This is a genomic window from Metabacillus bambusae, assembly GCF_017497975.1.
GTDB lineage: Bacteria > Bacillota > Bacilli > Bacillales > Bacillaceae > Metabacillus > Metabacillus bambusae.
The window spans coordinates 91,863-112,361 of record NZ_JAGDEL010000016.1; the positions used below are offsets into that span (position 1 = coordinate 91,863).

Annotated in this window: 19 protein-coding genes; all 19 read right to left on the reverse strand. The window is 38.7% G+C overall.

Features of this window, described 5'->3' with window-relative positions; genetic code table 11:
* Window positions 1-19 precede the first annotated feature (19 nt).
* The 19 genes from I7822_RS19065 to hutP all read right to left on the reverse strand — a co-directional run bounded on the left by I7822_RS19065 (window position 20) and on the right by hutP (window position 20,294).
* Window positions 20-790: an APH(3') family aminoglycoside O-phosphotransferase gene (locus I7822_RS19065; RefSeq protein WP_207980670.1), complete on the reverse strand. Its 771-nt coding sequence runs from the start codon at window positions 788-790 to the stop codon at window positions 20-22.
* Window positions 791-1,046: 256 nt separating this feature from the next.
* On the reverse strand, window positions 1,047-1,706 hold the full coding sequence (gene thiE / locus I7822_RS19070) for a thiamine phosphate synthase (protein WP_207980671.1): 660 nt from the start codon (window positions 1,704-1,706) through the stop codon (window positions 1,047-1,049).
* 14 nt (window positions 1,707-1,720) lie between these two features.
* The gene (gene thiD, locus I7822_RS19075) at window positions 1,721-2,536 is read right to left on the reverse strand and encodes a bifunctional hydroxymethylpyrimidine kinase/phosphomethylpyrimidine kinase (protein ID WP_207980672.1); all 816 of its coding nucleotides are present in this window, start codon (window positions 2,534-2,536) and stop codon (window positions 1,721-1,723) included.
* Window positions 2,537-2,560: 24 nt separating this feature from the next.
* Window positions 2,561-3,367: a hydroxyethylthiazole kinase gene (gene thiM / locus I7822_RS19080; protein ID WP_207980673.1), complete on the reverse strand. Its 807-nt coding sequence runs from the start codon at window positions 3,365-3,367 to the stop codon at window positions 2,561-2,563.
* A gap of 26 nt (window positions 3,368-3,393) precedes the next feature.
* Entirely contained in the window at window positions 3,394-4,161 is a 768-nt protein-coding gene (locus tag I7822_RS19085) for an SDR family oxidoreductase (RefSeq protein ID WP_207980674.1), read from the reverse strand.
* Window positions 4,162-4,175: 14 nt separating this feature from the next.
* Window positions 4,176-5,195: an ABC transporter substrate-binding protein gene (locus tag I7822_RS19090; RefSeq protein ID WP_207980675.1), complete on the reverse strand. Its 1,020-nt coding sequence runs from the start codon at window positions 5,193-5,195 to the stop codon at window positions 4,176-4,178.
* Window positions 5,192-5,947 (reverse strand): ABC transporter permease, encoded by a 756-nt coding sequence (locus tag I7822_RS19095; RefSeq protein WP_207980676.1) that lies wholly within the window; start codon window positions 5,945-5,947, stop codon window positions 5,192-5,194. Before I7822_RS19095 ends, I7822_RS19090 begins: the two co-directional genes overlap by 4 nt.
* Entirely contained in the window at window positions 5,944-6,690 is a 747-nt protein-coding gene (locus I7822_RS19100) for an ABC transporter ATP-binding protein (protein ID WP_207980677.1), read from the reverse strand. The genes I7822_RS19095 and I7822_RS19100 overlap by 4 nt, the downstream gene beginning before the upstream one ends.
* 11 nt (window positions 6,691-6,701) lie before the next feature.
* Complete coding sequence (locus I7822_RS19105) at window positions 6,702-8,153, reverse strand: acyl-CoA reductase (RefSeq protein WP_207980678.1); 1,452 nt, start codon at window positions 8,151-8,153, stop codon at window positions 6,702-6,704.
* On the reverse strand, window positions 8,150-9,232 hold the full coding sequence (locus I7822_RS19110) for a LuxE/PaaK family acyltransferase (protein WP_207980679.1): 1,083 nt from the start codon (window positions 9,230-9,232) through the stop codon (window positions 8,150-8,152). Before I7822_RS19110 ends, I7822_RS19105 begins: the two co-directional genes overlap by 4 nt.
* A gap of 376 nt (window positions 9,233-9,608) precedes the next feature.
* On the reverse strand, window positions 9,609-9,731 hold the full coding sequence (locus I7822_RS30280; RefSeq protein WP_279381997.1) for a hypothetical protein: 123 nt from the start codon (window positions 9,729-9,731) through the stop codon (window positions 9,609-9,611).
* A gap of 42 nt (window positions 9,732-9,773) precedes the next feature.
* Window positions 9,774-11,006 carry a Glu/Leu/Phe/Val family dehydrogenase gene (locus I7822_RS19115; protein ID WP_243459560.1) on the reverse strand — a complete coding sequence of 411 codons (1,233 nt, stop codon included), beginning with the start codon at window positions 11,004-11,006 and terminating at the stop codon, window positions 9,774-9,776.
* Between the two features lie 192 nt (window positions 11,007-11,198).
* Entirely contained in the window at window positions 11,199-12,473 is a 1,275-nt protein-coding gene (locus tag I7822_RS19120) for a YjiH family protein (protein WP_243459561.1), read from the reverse strand.
* Window positions 12,474-12,576: 103 nt separating this feature from the next.
* Window positions 12,577-13,551, reverse strand: a complete 975-nt coding sequence (locus tag I7822_RS19125) for an agmatinase family protein (RefSeq protein WP_207980682.1) — start codon at window positions 13,549-13,551, stop codon at window positions 12,577-12,579.
* A 3-nt stretch (window positions 13,552-13,554) separates the two neighbouring features.
* Window positions 13,555-14,811, reverse strand: a complete 1,257-nt coding sequence (hutI, locus tag I7822_RS19130) for an imidazolonepropionase (protein WP_207980683.1) — start codon at window positions 14,809-14,811, stop codon at window positions 13,555-13,557.
* Window positions 14,808-16,487 carry a urocanate hydratase gene (hutU, locus tag I7822_RS19135; protein WP_207980684.1) on the reverse strand — a complete coding sequence of 560 codons (1,680 nt, stop codon included), beginning with the start codon at window positions 16,485-16,487 and terminating at the stop codon, window positions 14,808-14,810. The genes hutI and hutU overlap by 4 nt, the downstream gene beginning before the upstream one ends.
* Before the next feature lie 197 nt (window positions 16,488-16,684).
* Window positions 16,685-17,992: a Na+/H+ antiporter family protein gene (locus tag I7822_RS19140; RefSeq protein ID WP_207980685.1), complete on the reverse strand. Its 1,308-nt coding sequence runs from the start codon at window positions 17,990-17,992 to the stop codon at window positions 16,685-16,687.
* 212 nt (window positions 17,993-18,204) lie between these two features.
* The gene (gene hutH, locus I7822_RS19145) at window positions 18,205-19,725 is read right to left on the reverse strand and encodes a histidine ammonia-lyase (protein WP_207980686.1); all 1,521 of its coding nucleotides are present in this window, start codon (window positions 19,723-19,725) and stop codon (window positions 18,205-18,207) included.
* A 125-nt stretch (window positions 19,726-19,850) separates the two neighbouring features.
* Window positions 19,851-20,294, reverse strand: coding sequence for a histidine utilization transcription antiterminator HutP (hutP, locus tag I7822_RS19150; RefSeq protein WP_207980687.1), 444 nt, complete (start codon window positions 20,292-20,294; stop codon window positions 19,851-19,853).
* Window positions 20,295-20,499 lie beyond the last annotated feature (205 nt).

Below are 20,499 nucleotides of genomic sequence, written 5' to 3' on the forward strand. Positions count from 1 at the left end.
AAACCAAATGTACTCCTCATTAAAAAAACTCATCTAATAGTTGATAATATTCGATTTTAGTCTCATCAGCTTTAGAACCATACTCATTTAGAAAAAAAGGAACCATTTCTTCGCCAAAATTATAGATAATACTTCTTATTGCCAAAGCCAAGTCCTGATGTCTATCAGCAATCCCAGCACGCCCCATATCAATAAATCCACTGACTTTATCATTGTAAATAATGATATTTGGAAGGCAATAGTCGCCATGAGTAAAGACCAAATCCTCATTTTTAGGTTTCTTTAAGATAAGGTGCTGAAAAAGTTGTTTGGCTGATTTACCACTTCTTATATCATCAAAATCTTCTTCATCCACAAGCCCATTCTCAACTCTACGTCTTGCTTCTTCTATTTTTTTCTCTAATTTCTCATTAAAAGGACAGTCATTGATACTTATCCCATGCATCATTTTCACACCTAAAGCCAACAATTTCATTAACTGTGGTAAGTTGTTTTCATAAGATTGGTTCGAAGCATCTTTTCCTTTTATTTCTGATAGTAATAGGTATTCATTTTCTTCATCTTTTTCATAATGAAGAACCTTTGGTACTGGCAGCTTCCCCTGTAACCACTCTAAGCGCTTCTTTTCATCTTGTAGATTTTCAATTGTCTGGATCGATTGGATTTTTAAATACTGATTGTGGTTAATGGTTTTCAAAAGAAAGGTTTTCGATTCAGAGAGCCCTATTGTTATTTGCTCCCATGTGTAGCCATTAACTAATTTCGTTAATGTCATTGGAAGATGCATCATCTTTGTTCACCACTTTCTCTGTTTAAGTTCCAACGATAAAAGACAGTTCTATTTTGTTAGATCGCTAGATGTTAGTATACCCTGCTCTGTACCGGTGCTATTTTTTTGGTTTTTTCACGTGATCCAATTCGTAACTTTTAACAAATTTGAAATTTATGTTATAAACTCTTCTACTACAATACTCAATATTCCTCCAAAAAAAAAAAACAGCATTACTTATTAAAGTAATACTGCCTTGAATTCGTATTAATGGTATTTAACCTATTAAGTCAATTATTCTTTTCAGTTCTCTAGCACTTTTTGCTGGGTCAGCTGCAAGACTAATTGCTGTAATGACTGATACACCATTACCCCCACTTTTCATGACTGGTGCTGCATTTTCTGAGGTTATCCCGCCTATCCCTACGATAGGAACATTGATACCCTTGTTCCGAACCTCAAGTATTAGCTTCGTACCTTGAGCAGTTTTCGCATCCTCTTTTGTTGTCGTTGAATAGATAGGACCAATTCCTACATAGTCTGCTCCTTCGGCAATTGCCTTTTCAACTTCTAAAAGATTATGAGTAGAAACTCCAAGAATTTTGTCCCCAATCTTTCGTCTGACTGCTTCTGCTGATTCATCATCTTGACCGATATGAACACCATCTGCATTAATTGCTAAGGCTAACTCCACATCATCGTTAATTATGAATGGAATCATATGTTTTTTGCAAATGTTTTGTAATTCATGGGCAAAGTGATACTTTTCTTCTCCAGAAAAAGCAGCGTTGCCTTTTTCTCTAAACTGGAATAACGAGATTCCACCTTTGATTGCTTGTTCTAGCACGTGTAAAGGGTCCGTTTGGCAATTATTACTGCCCATTATAAAATATAATCGAAGCAAATCACGCATATCTTTTTTTGCAATTCTAGCCAATCACATTCTCTCCTTTACTGACGAATCGTGGAGTGTTGTCGCTTTTGATACGCCCAGTGATTTGTTGGACCATGACCATTTCCAAGTGCTAAATCATCTTCAATTGCAGCCTGGATAAAGCTTTTAGCTATTTCAACCGCACCTTGAACTGAATTTCCTTTTGCTATTTCTGCGGTAACAGCTGCTGCAAACGTACATCCTGTTCCATGTGTATTTTTCGTAGTTATTCGTTTACCTGTAAAATAGGAAAACTCTTCACCGTTATATAAAAGGTCTATTAATTCTTCCTCTTCACCATGTCCGCCTTTAATGATGACATATTTAGTACCTAGCTGATGAAGCCTTTTTGCAGCTTCCATTCGATCATCCAATGTATGAATACTCATATCTGCTAACACTTCAGCTTCGGGAATGTTAGGTGTAATCACCATAGCAAGCGGTAACAGATGTTTTTTCAACGCGGTTACTGCTTCATTTTGAAGTAATGATGCTCCACCCTTTGCAATCATAACGGGATCAACAATAACATTTTCCCATTGGAATTTTTTTATACAATTTGAGACTGCCTCAATAATTTCACTACTAAACAGCATTCCTGTTTTTACTGCATTGGTTCCAAGGTCTGTTCCGATTGCTTCTATTTGATTTATGACCGCTTCGACAGATAGAGGATATACACCATGAACACCAAGCGTATTTTGTGCAGTAACAGCAGTAATTACCGACATTCCAAACACATTTAATTCTTGAAAGGTTTTCAAGTCCGCTTGGATTCCAGCACCTCCGCCACTATCTGACCCCGCAATTGTTAGTGCCTTATTAATCGCCATTTTCATTCTCTCCTTACATTTCTATTACAGTTGAGTGATCTTGCCAAGCTCCCTTATATCCTCAGAAGAAACCTTGGATAATTGATTTAAAAATTCAATTTGAAAGCTCCCCGGACCTGCTTCTTCAATTTGATTTGCAGCAATCTCAGCAGCAACACCATACGTGGTTAGAGCTGCAACAGTTGCATGAAGTAAGTCTTTTTCTACAGCTGCAAAGGCACCGATTACGGAACTTAGTAAACACCCAGTTCCAGTTACTTTAGTTAAAATGGAGTGGCCGTTGTGGACGATATATGTGTTTTGCCCATCTGTAACCACATCATCCTTCCCGGTAATAATAACTGTAATATTTAGCTTCCTTGCTGCTGTTTGTGCTAATTCAATCGTATTCCCCGTTCCTTCTCCAGCATCCACGCCTTTAATAGTCCATTCTTCACCAATGACATTAGCGATTTCTGCGGCATTTCCTCTAAGGATTGAAATTGATAGTTCCTCTACAATACGGCGTGCTGTTTTTGTTCGAAAAGGTGTCGCACCAGCACCAACAGGATCAAAAATAATCGGTACACCATGCTCATTTGCCGATTTTCCTGCGATCAGCATTGCCTCAATTTCTGCCTGTGTTAATGTACCAATATTCAGAACGAGTGCCCCTGCAATCTTTGCCATATCTGCAACTTCTTCCCTTGCATATGCCATTACTGGTGATGCTCCTAATGCTAAAAGACCGTTTGCAGTAAAGTTTGTTACTACTACATTCGTTATATTATGGACAAGCGGATTTTGCTGTCTCACTTTTTCCAATGTACTCTCGATTTGCTCATTACTCATTTCTTTTCATCCCTTCCATTATTTTTTCACTTCATGACAAGTCCGCCATCAACATAAAGCGTCTGGCCTGTCATAAACTTGCTCCATTCTGATGCTAAAAATAAGACAGGTCCTTCTATATCACTTGGAGATGCTAGTCGTCTTAACGGAGTTTGAGAGATAATCATTTCTTTTACTTCTTCCTTCGTATAGCGGCTTGCATCAGTCGGGTAAACGAGACCTGGAGCAACACAATTTACGCGAATGCCGAAGGAACCTAGTTCTGCTGCTAAATTTTTACTATAACCTACAAGAGCTGATTTCGCTGTTGTATACTCTGGATATGGAATAATTGGTCTTTCTACTAAATTACTTACCATATTGATTATGCTACCTTGGCTTTGTATTTTCATTCCAGGTATAACGGCCTGACAAACGTTATGGGTAGAGCGAACTGCTCCATCGATCTGTCCTTGATAATCCTCCCAAGTTAATTGCCACGCCAACTTCCGTTGATCTGGATCAAACACAAATGGTTTAAACGCATTGTTTACGACCACATCAATTTTCCCAGTTTCTAGGATGATTTCATCTACCATCTCAATAACAGCTTGCTCTGACGTGACATCGGCTTGGATTGCCCAGGAATCTCCGCCAAGATCAATACATGAAGAAACAACATCCTCAGCAGCTGTTTTGTTTTGCAAATAGTTTACAACAACGGTACCTCCTTCTCTGGCAAATCCACGGGCAAGGGAAGCACCAATCCCACGGCTTGACCCAGTAACAAGGATTACTTTGCTTTCAAACTTCATTTGATCTCACCCCTTTATTTCTTTGGAAGCAGTTCTTCACTTACAATCCCTTCAATATCGAGTTTATTCTCAATTAAGCCTAATCTTTGATATGCATCTGCCGCTTCTTGAAGGACATCATGATCAAAAGCACCAAGACCTCTTTCATCTGTTGTCGGAGAGACGCTTGATGCATTTCGGATTTTAATGATCTCTACATTATTTTCTTCGTCTTTACCATCAATTGCATGTTTAACTGCCAGTGTTGCTGCTTCATTTGGGTTTTCTATCATCCATTCAGCACTATTCTTATATCCTATTAAAAACTTTTGCAAAAGCTCTTTTTTCTCCTGATATGTCTCCTCAGTCACAACAAAGACATCACTTGGAAAATTCAAATAATCTTTTACCTCCATCACATTTACATCTCCAAGGCCCTTTTGTTTACCAGTATAAAGACCTGTGTCTGTAGCAGCTGTTGCATCGACTTGGCCTTGCATTAATGGCGCAAAATTCAACAGACCTGTTTCAACAATTTTAACATCCTCTTCTGTTAGGCCAGCTTCGTGTAACAGTACCAGTAGATTTTGCCTTGTTCCACTTGAGAGACTATATACTCCGATGGTTTTCCCTTTTAAGTCTTCTGGTTTTGTGATGTTTTTTTCTTTTAATGACACGATATTAAAGACGTTTTGCGGATAAATATTGTAGATTACTCTTAGTTTTTCGCCTTTGTCTAAAGCAAAGAAAAGCGAACCAGGATCTGTAAAGGCAATATCGGCTTTCCCAGAAAGGATATTTTTTATCGCATCCCCTCCACCAGCACCGGGAATAAATGTCATATTTAGCCCTTGTTCCTCGAAGAAATGTTTCTCTTCATCAACTAATAGGTTAGTTTGTTCAGTAATCGGTTGACTCCAGCTAGCCACACGAATATTCTCGTTTGTTTTTTCTTTTGGTGGTGTTTCTTTTTTTAAAGTTGAATCTTGATTACATGCAGTTAATAATGTAAGTAAGCCTATTAAAACAACCATACAAACTAGTCTAAATCTCATCTTTTTTTCTCCTTTGTATATGGTCTTAAAAACCATTTTTCTATTATGTTCACGAACTCATATAGAATCATTCCTAGAGCAGTAAGTAAGATAAGTACAGCAAACATAAGTGGCGTATCCATCATTCCTTGAGAAGCAACAATCATCGCTCCTAACCCTTCACTCCCACCAATAAATTCACCAACCACTGCCCCGACTATAGCTAATACAACTGCGACACGAAACCCTGCCATAATCCCTGGCAAACCGGCCGGGATTTTAAGATGGATCAATGTTTGCCAACGCGTTGCATCTAATACACGAAACAACTCTTTCTTATTTGAATCTGTCTGTTGAATAGACGTAATCGTATTTTCAAGTAAGGGAAAAAAACAAATAAGTGCTGTAATCACAACCTTTGATGTCATCCCGAATCCAAACCATAAAATAAACAATGGTGCCAGGGCTAACTTAGGAACAGCCTGACTCGCGATAACATATGGGAGTAGAATCCGACGTAAAAAGTCAACTTCCCCCATTAAAATACCTGTTAGAAGACCTAAAGCAGTTCCGAAAAATAGGCCGAGACAAACTTCCAAAGTTGTTCGATAGATATGTGGCAATAAGTACCCAGTTGTCAGTCCTTCCCATAGGACAACAAGAACAACTGAAGGCGCTGGTAAAACTAACTCTGACATCGAGCTTGCCACAAACTCCCAACCAATGATCAAACAAAGGAATAGGAGAAATGAATACAAACGATAGCTCCTCATATCATTCCTCCATTCATAACATTTCGTACAGTTAAACAAAGTGCGTTAAACGTTGAACTATATCTAATCTCACCCTTACGCGGCTTTGGTAATGTCACCTTGAGATCATAAGCAATTTGGCCATCTATCATCACTGCAACATGATCAGATAAGTAAACCGCTTCTGAAATATCATGTGTAATAAAGAGCACGGTTATCTTATGGTTTTGACAAAGAGTTAACAAATCGTCCTGTAGTTCCTCTCTTGTCATCGCGTCAAGTGCAGCAAAGGGCTCGTCCAAAAATAACATAGATGGATTTTTAATAAGAGCACGTGCTATCGCAACCCTACTTTGCTGCCCACCCGAAAGCTCTGTTGGATAGTGTGTGTGGTAATCATCAAGCTTCATTAATTTTAATAAAGAGCTTGCTCTTTCACGTTCCTCTATCGTTGGCTTTCTTTTAAGTGAAATTGGTAAGAGGACATTGTCAATGACTGTCTTCCACTCCAATAAAGTAGGGGCTTGGAAAACAAAGCCAACCTCAGGAGATGGCTTCAGTACTTTCTTACCTTGTAAAAATACTGCTCCTTGGTCGGGTTGCAAAAGTCCTGATGCAATTTTTAATAAGGTTGTCTTCCCACAGCCACTTCTACCTAATAAGCTATAAAATTCTCCTTCTTTTATTTTCCAAGTAGTATCTTTGATAATCTGTTTTTTATTCTCGTAGCTATATGTCACTCCGTCTATAATCAAAAAACTCATGTTGTCATCCCCTAATCTACATAAGAAGCGAGACTTTCTGCATACTCTTCAGCACTATGTTCAATATCAACCATATTGACAAGATCCAGTAAATTACAACGACCATCATGATGCCATCCAGCCTCAGGTGAAGTCATAGAACCTAACCCTGTAATGCGTGTTACACCTGCTTTCCCCAATAAATCTGCAAGAGCAAAAAGTTCATTTGGGGTACTTGCTATTCCCACAGTTTGTAAATAAGCTCTATGCGTATCTATATATGGAATAACCTCAGTAAGCTCGTTTATTTCGATCACTTTGATCACCCTATTTAAACAACTAGGTACAAGCTCTCCTTCCTTATCCGCATACACAACTGTCCATGCACCACTTACTTCACCTAAGACTTCCTTTTCACGATTTATATACATACTAAGCTCTTCACTTTGTCTCCACTCAGCCATACTCGCTCCCTCTTCGACAGATAGAGCCCGACGAGGATATCTTTTTTCAAAGCCCTCCAACTCATGTGCCAACAATCTAGCAAACTCCCTTGGAGAAACATTCCCACCCTTTTGCACATAAAAGACATGTGGGGAATAACAGCCCTGCTGATCATAGCGAATCACATCATATGCGGCATGATGGATCGTTTTCCATGATTTACGAGAGTCCAGACTCATCTTTGAAACAATCCCGAAACTAATTTTATGTCCGAATGGCAAGAAACGGGTTGTTATAGGAACTCGACTCTTAATAGAATCTAAGGATTCATTTCCTCCATAAGCAAGTACAACATCTACTTGTTGAAACAGATGTCTCTCCTTTTCTTCGTCCCCGCCCTTCCACCAGACGATCGCCATACAATCAGCCAATTTCGGTTCTGCTTCTACTATCATTTTGGCAAACCAACCTGCGAATAGTGGTTCAGCACTCGGTACCTTTCCAATTGATCCTGATTTAACTAGAAGACTAGAAATCAGACTCCATAAAGGTAGAGCTGGTACATTTCCCGCCCATATTTGAACGATTAGGTTCGGACCCATTGCTTTAGAATATCCCCTTTTAGATCTCGGTTGAAAATCGTCAAGAAGCAAAGGATTCCCGAAATCTTCTACGAGAAATCGCTGTAGATTTTGCTTGCGAAATGTTTTTAAATAAGCAGTTAATCCTAGTCTAACCAACTCTTCATCATAGCCTGTAATAATAGGCAAAAGCTGTTCTGCCTTTTGCCGATACGGATTTGTCCTATCAAGAAGTTGTTCAATCACACGATCTATCACTTGAACGATTTCAGTAATGGTAAGTGATTTTAATACATTTGCACTAGCTATTTTTATTCTCTCAGTAATTTTATCCATCTGTTCTTTTGACAGAACAGGAACCTTGACATCCAGCTGTTCATCTTTCCCTGCAAATGTTAAGGTTTTATATGCAAACTCCTCATCTTCTATAACTGGAAGATAGCCTGCTATTTCCATCATAGAGAAGACCCTTTTGCAGCTCGAATAAATTCATCAACAGCGATCGAACAACCCTTCGCTTCTGCTCCCTGCACCCTTCCTAATAATAGGAATCCAGCCTCTTTCTCAATACCCAAATCCTCAGTTAAAATCGTTGTCACAGAATTAAAATTCGCTAAATCACAATGTACAAGAACGCCGCGTTCCCCTTTTGCAACCTCTTCCCCAGTCAATGGATTCACAACCCTTGTTCTAATCCAATGTGGACCTGACTTTAAAGATGGAACTACTTCATTACCAGAATCGTAGAATTGAGTACTTAGTTCTGTCATTCCATACATATTGATACAATTTGACTTTTCAACACCTAATAATGTTGATAGTTGTGTATAAAATGCTCCTAGTTCAAGTTCCTTTGACTTATTTTTAAAACCACCCGTATCCAAAATTCTGCTTCCTTTTGGCAAGTTGAAAGATTTTCCCCGTGTTTGTAATTCTTCAAATAAATGAACAAAGCTAAACGTTGCCCCTAATAGCGCATATGGTTCACCAAGATCTTCAACTTCTCTCAGTTCTGCTAACAACTGTTCAACCTGTAATCCCTCATTATTAACAAAATAACGACTTTCACTGGTCCCGCAGTGTTTAAAAGCTAATGCTAAGTAATGAGACAACGAAGAATTAGGCATCTCCGCTTCAGTTGGAAAGAGAATTCCCGTTCTTAGGCGCTCATTTCCATTCATGAATCGCGCTTTAAAATTAATAAGCATTGAATTGTCATAAACCTGTAGCGTTGGATGGTAATGCTTCCCCCTAACTCCCTTTGTTGTTCCACTTGTCATAAAAATATCTTCAGACTTTTCTGGGTCTTCACAACTTAAGGTTAAATCTTTAAACGCATTGATCGGTACTGCAGGAATATCCTTCCACGTTTTGACCATTCTTGGTGTTTTCCCTTTTTGGCGACAATACATTTGAAATGGTAGATTATGTTTATATTGGTAATTGAATAGACGCAATGCCTGATCATTAAAAGCTATATCAGAAGTGGATTCATTCTTTAGAAATTGAAGTACGCTATCAACGATTTCATGTGTCATTTTACTCAGTCCCTCTCATTTGAAAATTTCTTTGTTGACTAAACGGTTAAAGCAAAAGTTCTAAAATATTAGCGTATGTAAACAAAAAAGAACACTCTGCTTATGCTACGCAAAGTGCTCTTAGTTTCCCTAATCACATTCCCTACGCTGGCATTATCCAACAGGTTATACGGTCAGTAACGGAATAGTTACAATCTCAGCCAGTTTCCACCAGCCCCCGAAAAAAATTGAATTTACAGGTAGTTTACTTAAATCAGAAGGAAAAAACAAGGGATATGAAAATACTTAACACGATAAGGTTTAAAGAATTACTTCATTTCTATAAAAAAGAATATATTTTCCTTTTTTACAGACCAACAATTAACCTATCATTAAATTAAATGACTTCAGTAAGGATTTTACTACCTGGCATTCTCTTAAATATTTCTTTTGCTTCCTTTTCGGTATCAAATTCATACATTTTAATGGTGTTATTTGAATAAGTAGTGATGATCCACAATAAGATCCCCTCCATTTAGTAGATAATTAGAGAGATGGTATTCTATATCCACCCCCGATAATGAGAAGCCTCAGCGTGTTTTCTTATGCCTACCATATATGCTGCTAATCGCATATCAACTTTATGCGACTGTGAAATAGAATAAATAGCAGCAAATGAATCAACCATTACTTTTCGAAGTTTCCTAGCAACCTCTTCCTCTGACCAATAATATCCTTGGTTATTTTGAACCCATTCAAAGTAAGAGACAGTCACACCACCTGCACTTGCTAGGATATCGGGCACAAGGAGAACTTCTTTACCATCTAAAATTTTTGTTGCTTCTAGGGTTGTGGGTCCATTTGCTGCTTCCACTATAATCTTAGCTTTAATACGATCTGCATTTTGTGCCGTAATCTGATTAGATATAGCAGCAGGGACAAGAATGTCACATTCCTTTTCTAGTAATTCCTGATTCGTGATGACATCAGAGAACAAATTCGTCACTGTCCCAAAACTATCACGACGATCAAGTAAATAGGGAATATCAAGTCCCTCTAAATCATATAGGGCACCATTTGCATCTGAAATACCAATTACTTTCGCTCCAGCATCATACATGAATTTCGCTAAGAAGCTTCCTGCATTTCCAAAGCCTTGAACAATAATGTGTGCCCCTTGTAAGTCAATACCCTTTTTCTTGACTGCCTCTTCAATGCAAATTGTTACACCGCGAGCAGTTGCTGTCTCACGACCTTGTGAGCCACCTAACACGAGCGGCTTTCCTGTAATAAAGCCTGGGGAATCAAATTCACGAAGGCGACTGTACTCATCCATCATCCATGCCATAATTTGCGAGTTTGTATATACATCTGGTGCAGGAATATCTTTAGTCGGGCCAACGATTTGGCTAATTGCACGAACATATCCACGACTTAATCTCTCAAGTTCGCCAAACGACATATTCCTTGGGTCACAGATAATCCCGCCCTTTCCACCGCCATAAGGAAGATTTGTAATCCCACACTTTAGACTCATCCAAATCGATAATGCTTTTACCTCATCTTCATTGACTTCTGGATGGAAACGGACACCACCTTTTGTTGGGCCTACTGCATCATTATGCTGAGAACGGTAACCTGTAAAAATCTTAATTGAACCGTCATCCATGCGTACAGGAATACGCACCGTGATCACTCTAAGTGGTTCTTTTAATAATTCATACATCTCCTCGGTATAACCTAACCTTTTTATCGCATCTTTTATGATTGATTGCGTTGAACTTAATAAATCCATGGATTCACTTTGCTTATACTCTGGTTTTTTAATATGATGACGATTTACAGGGGCTGGCGCTTTCATGCTATACACCTCTTATGTATATGTGATTTAATGAGAAAATCTTTACATATTTTTGTAACCTAATAGAAGGAAAGGAGCGATTCCTTAAAGGAAGCCCCTATATTGAAGAACAATCATTTTTTCTTACTAGAGCAAGATAAATGCAAGTGGTGTTACGATGATAAGTGTAAGAATAACACGTTCAATCCAAATAATGATCAGCTTGGGAATCGAGATCGGAATCTCGGTCGAAACAATACACGGTACAAGTGCTGAGAAAAAGATAATTGCTGAAACAGAAACAACAGCAATCACAAATTTCACGATAAGAACAGACTCTGTTACCAATAAAGCCGGCAAGAACATTTCAGCAATACTAAGTGCACTTGCTTTGGCTACAAGCATTGGTTCTGGCAATTGAAGCAATGCTGTAAATGGATAGAAAATATAGCCAATCCAATCAAACACAGGTGTATATTCTGCCAAGACCAACCCTAGTAGTCCAATCGATAAAATCGATGGCAAAATAGCCATCGCCATTTGTAATCCATCTTTCATATTCATCCAAATATTATCTAATAAGCGAGGAGAACTAGCGACTGTTTCCTTCGCTTCATCCCAAGCTGCAGTAAAGAGATTTCCACTTATTTTTATTTCCGGCTGTGGGGTTGACCCCTTATAATACTCATCCTTCATTTTGGATAATGGCCAGATTCGTACAGTGATTGCTGTCACCGCAAAAGTGACAATGAGTGTTAACCAAAAATACATATTCCACATTTCCATCAAGCCTAATGTTTTTGCGACGATGACCATAAAGGTGGCTGAAACCGTTGAGAAACCTGTTGCTATAATCGCAGCCTCTTTTGCACTGTATTTTCCTTCTTTATATATTCGATTTGTAATGAGAAGACCAATCGAATAACTACCAACAAATGATGCTACCGCATCAATCGCAGAACGACCTGGCGTCTTCCAAATCGGTCGCATAATCGTTTGTGTCAGCACACCAATAAATTCAAGTAAACCATATCCAACTAATAGCGCAAGGAAAACGGCTCCAATTGGGACGAGCAATCCGACAGGAACAACAAGCTTATCAAATAAAAACGGTCCCATGCTAGGATCAAAAAGCCAGGCTGGTCCAAAATTAAACACAAGCATGATTCCAACAAATAAACCTAGTACCTTAAAAAGGGAGAAAATAAGATTTACAATTGACCTTTTCCAAACGCCTGAAATAAAAGGATAAATAGCACCTGCTGCAATGATTAGTAAAGCATAATATGGCAAAATAGATGATGTATGCAGCTGAATAAATGAGACAATATGATCTAGCATAATTGAGCTTTTCTCTTCAATTGTGATAGGTACGAAAAAGATGAAAGCACCGATAAAGCTATAGACAAAGAATTTCCACATTTGCGTTGTTCCTGGCTTTCTCTCTACTATTTGTTGCTTTTCGGGCTGTTGATTTAACTCCATCCAAGTCCCCTTCCTCTCTGTGGGAGTATAATGCTTAGATTTATCTAGGCTGGAACATGCAGCCCGTAATAAATTGCAGCCATGCATATACCCCAATCTTAACTGTTTCAGATACAGCTGAATCTTTGCTCGGGTCGAGGCATACAAAATCAATATGCTGAACAGAGGGATGCTTGCCGATTTCTAGTAAACAATCAAAAAGTTCCATTGCCGACATCCCACCTGGAGTGGACGCTGGAACTCCAGGTGCAACAGAGATATCTAATACATCCATGTCGACTGTAATGTAAATACGATCAACCTTTTTTGTTAACTGCTCAAGGGCTCCTTGAATCGTATTGAGTAGACCTTGCTTGCGCGCCTGTTTTAAGGTCACCATCTGAATGCTGTGTTGAGTCGCATAATCAATTAAAGGCTTTGCGTTATAATAACCATGCAATCCAATATTGATGACATCTTCTCCCTTAACGATTTTGCCATCGATTAATTGACGGATTGGTGTTCCATTTGCTGGTCCTAATTCTTTCGGGTCTCTCACATCAAGATGTGTATCTAGCTGTAAGATTCCAATCTTTTCCTCGCCAAAGGCTTCTTTTATCCCGCGAACAGCACAAGCTGTCGTTGAATGGTCGCCGCCAATCATACATGTTCGTGTAGTAGGATAGTGTGCAGCAAGATAAGCAGTTGTTTTTTGAATGCGTTGATGTGATAAAATGATATCAGTCGTATGCATCGCCACATCTCCTGCATCAGCTACAAGAAAAGAGCTTAAATCCACATTTTCGTCCAAGTTATATGTGGTAAATCCTTTCCACATTCTCCGAAATTCTGATGGATATAGAGAAGCCCCAGATACACTGATTGATGACCGGGAAATCGGTGCTCCGTAAAGAATTAAATCCGGTGTTTGTTCAATCTTGTGAAGCGGTTTAACCCAATGATGGACATATGTTGGTTCATCTTTTTCAGGATGATTCCAAGACCATTCAGGTTCTTGAAGAAAATGTTCACACACTATTTACACCACCTTTACACCTTTTTTCCATACCGCTTTAACATGGTTTACTCCGAATAAATATTGCAATTCCTGGTAATTCTTCACATTCCACAAAACGATATCTGCTTGTTTCCCAACCTCAAGCGATCCCACTTTTTCTTCGCGATTAATCGCACAAGCTGCATTATAGGTTGCTGCAGTTAAGACTTCAGCAGGTGTGAGTCGCATTGAGATACATGCTAAATTCATCACAAGTGGCATAGATGTTGTTGGCGAGGAACCGGGATTACAGTCAGTTGAAATCGCCACAGCCACACCCTCATCAATCATCTTTCTGCCTGCAGCCGCTTCTTCTCGTAAATAAAGCGCTGTTGCTGGGAGCAAACAAGCGATTGTTCCAGACTTTGCCATCGCTTTAATACCAGCTTCTGACGCTTTTAACAAATGCTCGGCTGATATGGAACCTATTTTTGCTGCTAATTCTGCTCCACCATATGATTCAATTTCATCTGCATGGATTTTCGGGATCAATCCAAAGCGTTTCCCTGCATCTAATATTCGTTCAGATTGTGCGGGAGTAAACACACCTTTTTCACAAAAAACATCATTAAATTCAGCCAGTTTTTCCTCAGCTACTACTGGTAGCATGTCATTTATCAAATGTTCGACAAATTCATCTTCTCGTCCCTTATATTCTGGTGGTACTGCATGTCCACCCATAAATGTAGGAACGAGATCAATCACATGTTGTTCCTGCAATTTTTTCATCACACGCAACTGCTTTAGCTCAGTTTCCAAGTTCATACCATAACCGCTTTTCCCTTCCACAGTTGTCACACCATGTGCAAGGAACGAATCGAGACGCCAAGTGGTTTGTTCAATTAACTCTTCTTCTGAAGCTTCTCTTGTCATTCGGGTGGTTGCATGAATCCCTCCACCAGCGTTCATAATATCCATATAGCTTGCACCTTCAAGGCGCATTTCAAATTCACGTTCACGACTCCCCCCATACACAACATGTGTATGAGGATCGACGAGCCCTGGAGTAACTAAATGATTTGTAGCATCTATAACTTCCGCTTCATCAAGTCTATCTGCATAACGTTCTTCAAGCTCTGTTGTCGTACCAATAGCTTTTATCATTCCACCTTCAATCCACATGCTACCATCTTCAATTAAACCAAGCTCAGACATCGCCTCTTTGGAACGCGGACCTTTTCCTTTAGAAGCTAAAGTAGCTAATTGAGCTGCATGTTTAATCAAGATCGGTTTTATCATAACTGATCAGCTCCTTTATCAAACATTGGCATGTTGATTCCTTTTTCACGTGCTGTTTTCTTTGCTAGTTCATATCCTGCATCAGCGTGACGAACTACCCCCATACCTGGATCTGTTGTTAAGACTCGCTCTATACGTGCCGCCGCTTCTTCTGTACCATCTGCAACAATAACCATGCCCGCATGTTGTGAGTAACCCATTCCTACTCCACCACCGTGGTGTACAGATACCCATGTTGCCCCGCCAACAGCATTTACCATTGCATTTAGAATCGGCCAATCTGAAACAGCATCTGATCCATCGATCATTGCTTCTGTCTCACGATTAGGTGATGCAACAGAGCCTGAATCTAAATGATCACGCCCAATCACAATCGGAGCCTTTAATTCACCACTTGCAACCATATCATTGATGATTTTTCCAAAACGAGCACGCTCTCCATAGCCAAGCCAGCAAATACGGGAAGGTAGACCTTGAAATTGAATTTTTTCCTGCGCCATACGGATCCAATTACATAAATGTTCATTATCACTAAATTCACGTAATATTGCCTCGTCTGTTTTATATATATCTTCTGGGTCTCCAGATAATGCTACCCATCGGAAAGGACCTTTCCCTTCGCAAAATTGCGGTCGTATATAGGCTGGTACAAAGCCAGGGAAATCGAATGCATTTTCTATACCTTCATCTTTTGCAACCTGACGAATGTTATTACCATAATCAAATGTGATTGCTCCTTTTTCCATCATCACAAGCATTGCTTCAACATGCTTTGCCATAGATGCTTTTGAAAGTTTCACATACTCTTCTGGATTTGATTTTCGTAAATTTTCTGCCTCTTCAAGTGACATCCCTGATGGAACATATCCATTCAGTGGATCATGTGCAGATGTTTGATCTGTTAATGCATCAGGGATAAAGTTTCTTGCAATCATCTCAGGAAGAAGATCTGACGCGTTACCCAACAAACCAATAGATAATGCTTTCCCAGCAAGTTTTGCTTCTTCAGCCAGCTGAATAGCTTCTTCTAGTGTATAAGCTTTTACATCGGTGTAACGTGTTTCAATTCGACGATCAATTCTTGACTCATCAACTTCAATTGCGATACATACACCACCATTCATTGTTACAGAAAGTGGCTGTGCTCCACCCATTCCTCCTAGACCTGCTGTTACAGTGATCGTACTTCTTAGTGTCCCGTTGAAATGCTGTTTCGCTAGCTCTGCAAATGTTTCATACGTACCTTGAACAATTCCTTGGGAGCCAATATAAATCCAACTGCCTGCTGTCATTTGTCCATACATCATCAACCCTTTTTTATCGAGTTCATGGAAGGTCTCCCAATTCGCATAAGCTGGTACAAGATTAGAATTTGCAAGCAAAACACGTGGTGCATCTTTATGTGTTTTAAAAATAACGACTGGTTTTCCTGATTGCACAAGTAAGGTTTCATCATTTTCTAGTTCTTTAAGTGATTTTACAATTGCATCAAATGATTCCCAGTTACGTGCTGCTTTGCCAATTCCTCCGTAGACAACAAGCTCTTCTGGTTTTTCAGCAACATCCGGGTCAAGATTATTCATCAACATACGAAGTACTGCTTCTTGTTGCCAGCCTTTCGTATTTAATTCTGTTCCTTTATATTGAGTAATTTTACCATTTGTTATCGCTTTCATTTCTTCCCCTCCTAGTTGTGTTATCTTCATTTTATAATGAAAATTCAAGAAAATTATTATAAATTAGTGATTATTTTATAATTTATCTCAACATATATTTACTCTTGTTACATTTTATAAATGATCTCAAATCTCTTTCTATTACTCTTAAAAATTAATAAAAGTCTTAAACCACAAACGGTTAAAAAGAACCAAAATTACAAAAACATCGCAGCAATCATACCAAAGACAAATAATGGGATATTAAAATGAATAAATGTTGGAACACAAGTATCCCAAATATGATGATGTTTACCATCTGCATTTAATCCTGATGTTGGACCTAGGGTACTATCAGATGCCGGTGAACCAGCATCCCCTAATGCTCCTGCTGTTCCAATTATTGCTGCTGTAGCTAAAGCTGAGAAACCTAGTGCTGCACATAACGGAACAAACAGTGCTGCTAAAATTGGAATTGTTCCGAAGGATGAGCCAATCCCCATCGTAATTAATAACCCTACTAACAGCATGAAAAAAGCTGCCATAAACTTGCTATCACCAAGAAAACTTATTGTAGATTCTACTAAATTTTCAACTGCTCCCGTTTCCTTCAAGATCGTTGAATAACCTGAGGCGATTAACATGACAAAAGCAATCATCCCCATCATCTTTATCCCTTCATTAACAACGTGATCTCCATCCTTGAATGGAACAATTCTTAGTACGAACATAATGACAATTCCAGTCAATGCTCCCATAATTAATGAGTTTGTCATTAGTTGTACGGCAAGGGCAGCAATTATCGCTATGATTGTAAACATATGATATTTTGTGAATGTTAAACTTTTCTCAACAGTTACAGCAATTTCCGCGATACTTTCGTTTTCGACATTTACTACTCGGTCTTTTCGATACGAAATAAAAATGGCTATGAATAAACCAACAACCATTCCTAACCCTGGTAAAAGCATAGCCATTGGAATTTGAGTAACATTAATTGGCATTCCATTCGCCTTCATTTCCTCTGCGATAATACCATGAAAAATAAGGCCAAACCCTGCTGGAATCATGATATATGGAGTTTTCAACCCAAATGTTAAAGCAGTAGCTATAGCTCGTCGATCCAATTTCATCCTGTCAAATAAATGAAGCAGAGGCGGAATTAATATCGGAATAAAGGCGATATGTATTGGTACAACATTTTGTGATAAACAAGCAACCCCAGCAATCGCTAACAGCATAATCGCTTTTTTCCCTTTCAACACATTTATTAAATAGTTTACGAGAAACCCAGTAATACCTGAGTATCCAATCATAACGGTAAATACTCCAAGCAAAATGTAACTTAATGCCGTATTTGCTTGTCCTCCCATTCCTGATACAAGGATATCAACTGTCTCGACAACAGATAATCCAGAAGCCAATCCAGCTGTTAATGCAGCGAATAAAATCGCTAACACAACATTTACCCTTAAAAGACTTAAAACAACCATGACAACCACGGAAATAATGACAGCATTTATCAAATATTCGTCCCCCTTATGTATTAATAGTTGAAAGGTCAAATTGGTGTAGAAATTTATTAATGCTTATCACAACCTCTCTCTTGCCTTTAGTGATGTTTATAAAGGGAGACTTACATAGCCTCCCCACAATAACACTACTAATCATAAATTAGCCTGTTACAATTTTGTCTCTATTTCTAACAAACTACTATTTTAGAATAGTATCACTCTTATTATGAGTGAATTCCCTTTGTTACACTAGTATCAAAGTGGAATTCCCCTTCCTTTAACCACGTATTCATTGCTTCAATATCCTTAGAGAATATCCGATCTGCAATAATAAATGGAACGATCTTTCTTCCATTTTCTAAAAATTCACTCGTTGCTGTAGCCATTTGATCTTTACCACGTATTTCGGCTGCCTGCATACTGCAAATTGCTTCGATTGCTAAAACTCTGCGTGTATTCGTAATTACTTGGTAAGCGTGTCTTGATCCAATTGTTCCCATACTAACATGATCTTCCTGGTTTGCAGATGATGGTATGGAATCAACACTTGCTGGGTGTGCTAATGTTTTATTTTCAGATACAAGAGATGCTGCAACATACTGCATAATCATCGCACCTGATTGTAAACCTGGTTCAGGACTTAAGAAAGGTGGTAAATCATTTAATTGAGGATTTACTAAGCGTTCAATTCGACGCTCTGAAATGTTTGCAAGTTCAGCAATCGCAATTGCTAAAAAATCCATCGCAAATGCAATTGGCTGTCCGTGAAAATTTCCACCTGATAACACCTTTTCACCATCATCGAAAATTAACGGATTATCCGTAGCCGCATTCATTTCAATTTCCAATTTCTCCTTCACATAGTTTAACGTTTGCCATGTTGCTCCATGTACCTGAGGAATACAGCGAATCGAATAAGCATCTTGAACACGTACCTCTCCTTGTTTTGTCGTTAAATGACTATCCCTGAGATGAGCACGCATTCGCTCAGCTACTTCTACTTGCTCTTTATAGCCTCGTGCAAGATGAATATCTTCATCAAATGCATCAATAATCCCACGTAACCCCTCGATTGTGAGAGATGCGATCAGTTCTGTTTGATAAGCTAGTTTTTCAGCTTCTAAATAGGCAACAACCCCCATTGCTGTCATTGCTTGAGTTCCATTAATTAGAGCCAACCCTTCTTTCGCTGTTAAGGTGATTGGAAAAATTGATTCTTTCGTTAATGCATTTATTGCAGGTAATCTCTCCCCTTTATAAAAGACCTCTCCCTCACCAATTAAGACAAGCGCCAAATGTGAGAGTGGTGCTAAATCACCACTTGCACCAAGTGATCCTTGCTGTGGAATCACGGGATGAATCTCCGCATTTAATAAATCCAACAATCGTTCAATTACAACTGGGCGTACACCAGAAAAACCCTTCAGTAATGCGTTTGCTCTCAGGAGGATCATTGCCCGTGAAACAACTTCTGGAAAAGGATCGCCAATCCCGCATGCATGGGAGCGGATTAAATTTAGTTGCAATGCTTCAACATTCTCTTTATCTATGAACACATCACTAAATTTTCCAAACCCAGTTGTAATGCCATAAACGATTCTTCCCTCAGCAACTATTTTTTCAACAGCTTTTCGACTTTCTTGAACTTTTCTCATACTTTCTTCTGAATATACAACCTTTTCACGATCAAAAAGAACTTTCTCAACCTCTGAAAAACCTAGTGTCTGACCATTTAATGTAACCATTATTTTTTCTCCCTTCATTTCCCTTTAGCTAAGTAAAGGAGCAATAGAAAAGGGGGCTATATCAATAAAATCCAAAAAAGGATTTCAAGATATAGCCCCCTATTAACTAAAATACTATGGGCAAATTATATGTGATTAATGCCTAAACCAATAGTTTCATGCTCAGATCCCTTAACAGGTGCACCTATTGTGCCATATAAGGAAACAGCAATCCAATCCCCTTCTTGCTCATTATCATATGGGTTGCCTCGCAAAACTGCAAAGGATAAACCAACGGTTCTAAGTACTGATCCTAGTTGGACTTGGCCTCTTGTAACACCATGCAATGCTTCAATAATTGCATGGTATAATGCATGTGATTCGCGATAAACATCAGTTTTTATGATCTCATTTTTTTTAGCTGCTGTTTCAATTGCAGCAACTATCTTTTGAGCATCCATCGAACCAACTTTTCCTAAACAACCCTTCCAATTCGACTGCTCGAGCTTTTCCAGCTGTTCAGTCGGATTATCAGACAGCAATAGAAGAATGGCGTGTCGACCTATTCGACGATCTTTATTCAATGCCATATAAACAACTCTTTCTTTTATCCTACTCATCTAAAAAACACTAATGTCTAATAACTAGTTTAATTGTAAGCGCTTTACAATATAGTGTCAACCATAAGTTTCATGAATTAGTACTATATGGTTATTTATAAAGCCACACTTCTTATGCTAGCTTATGTAAAGGAAGCTATAAATGTTCTTAAATACACATTGATGACAACAGCTA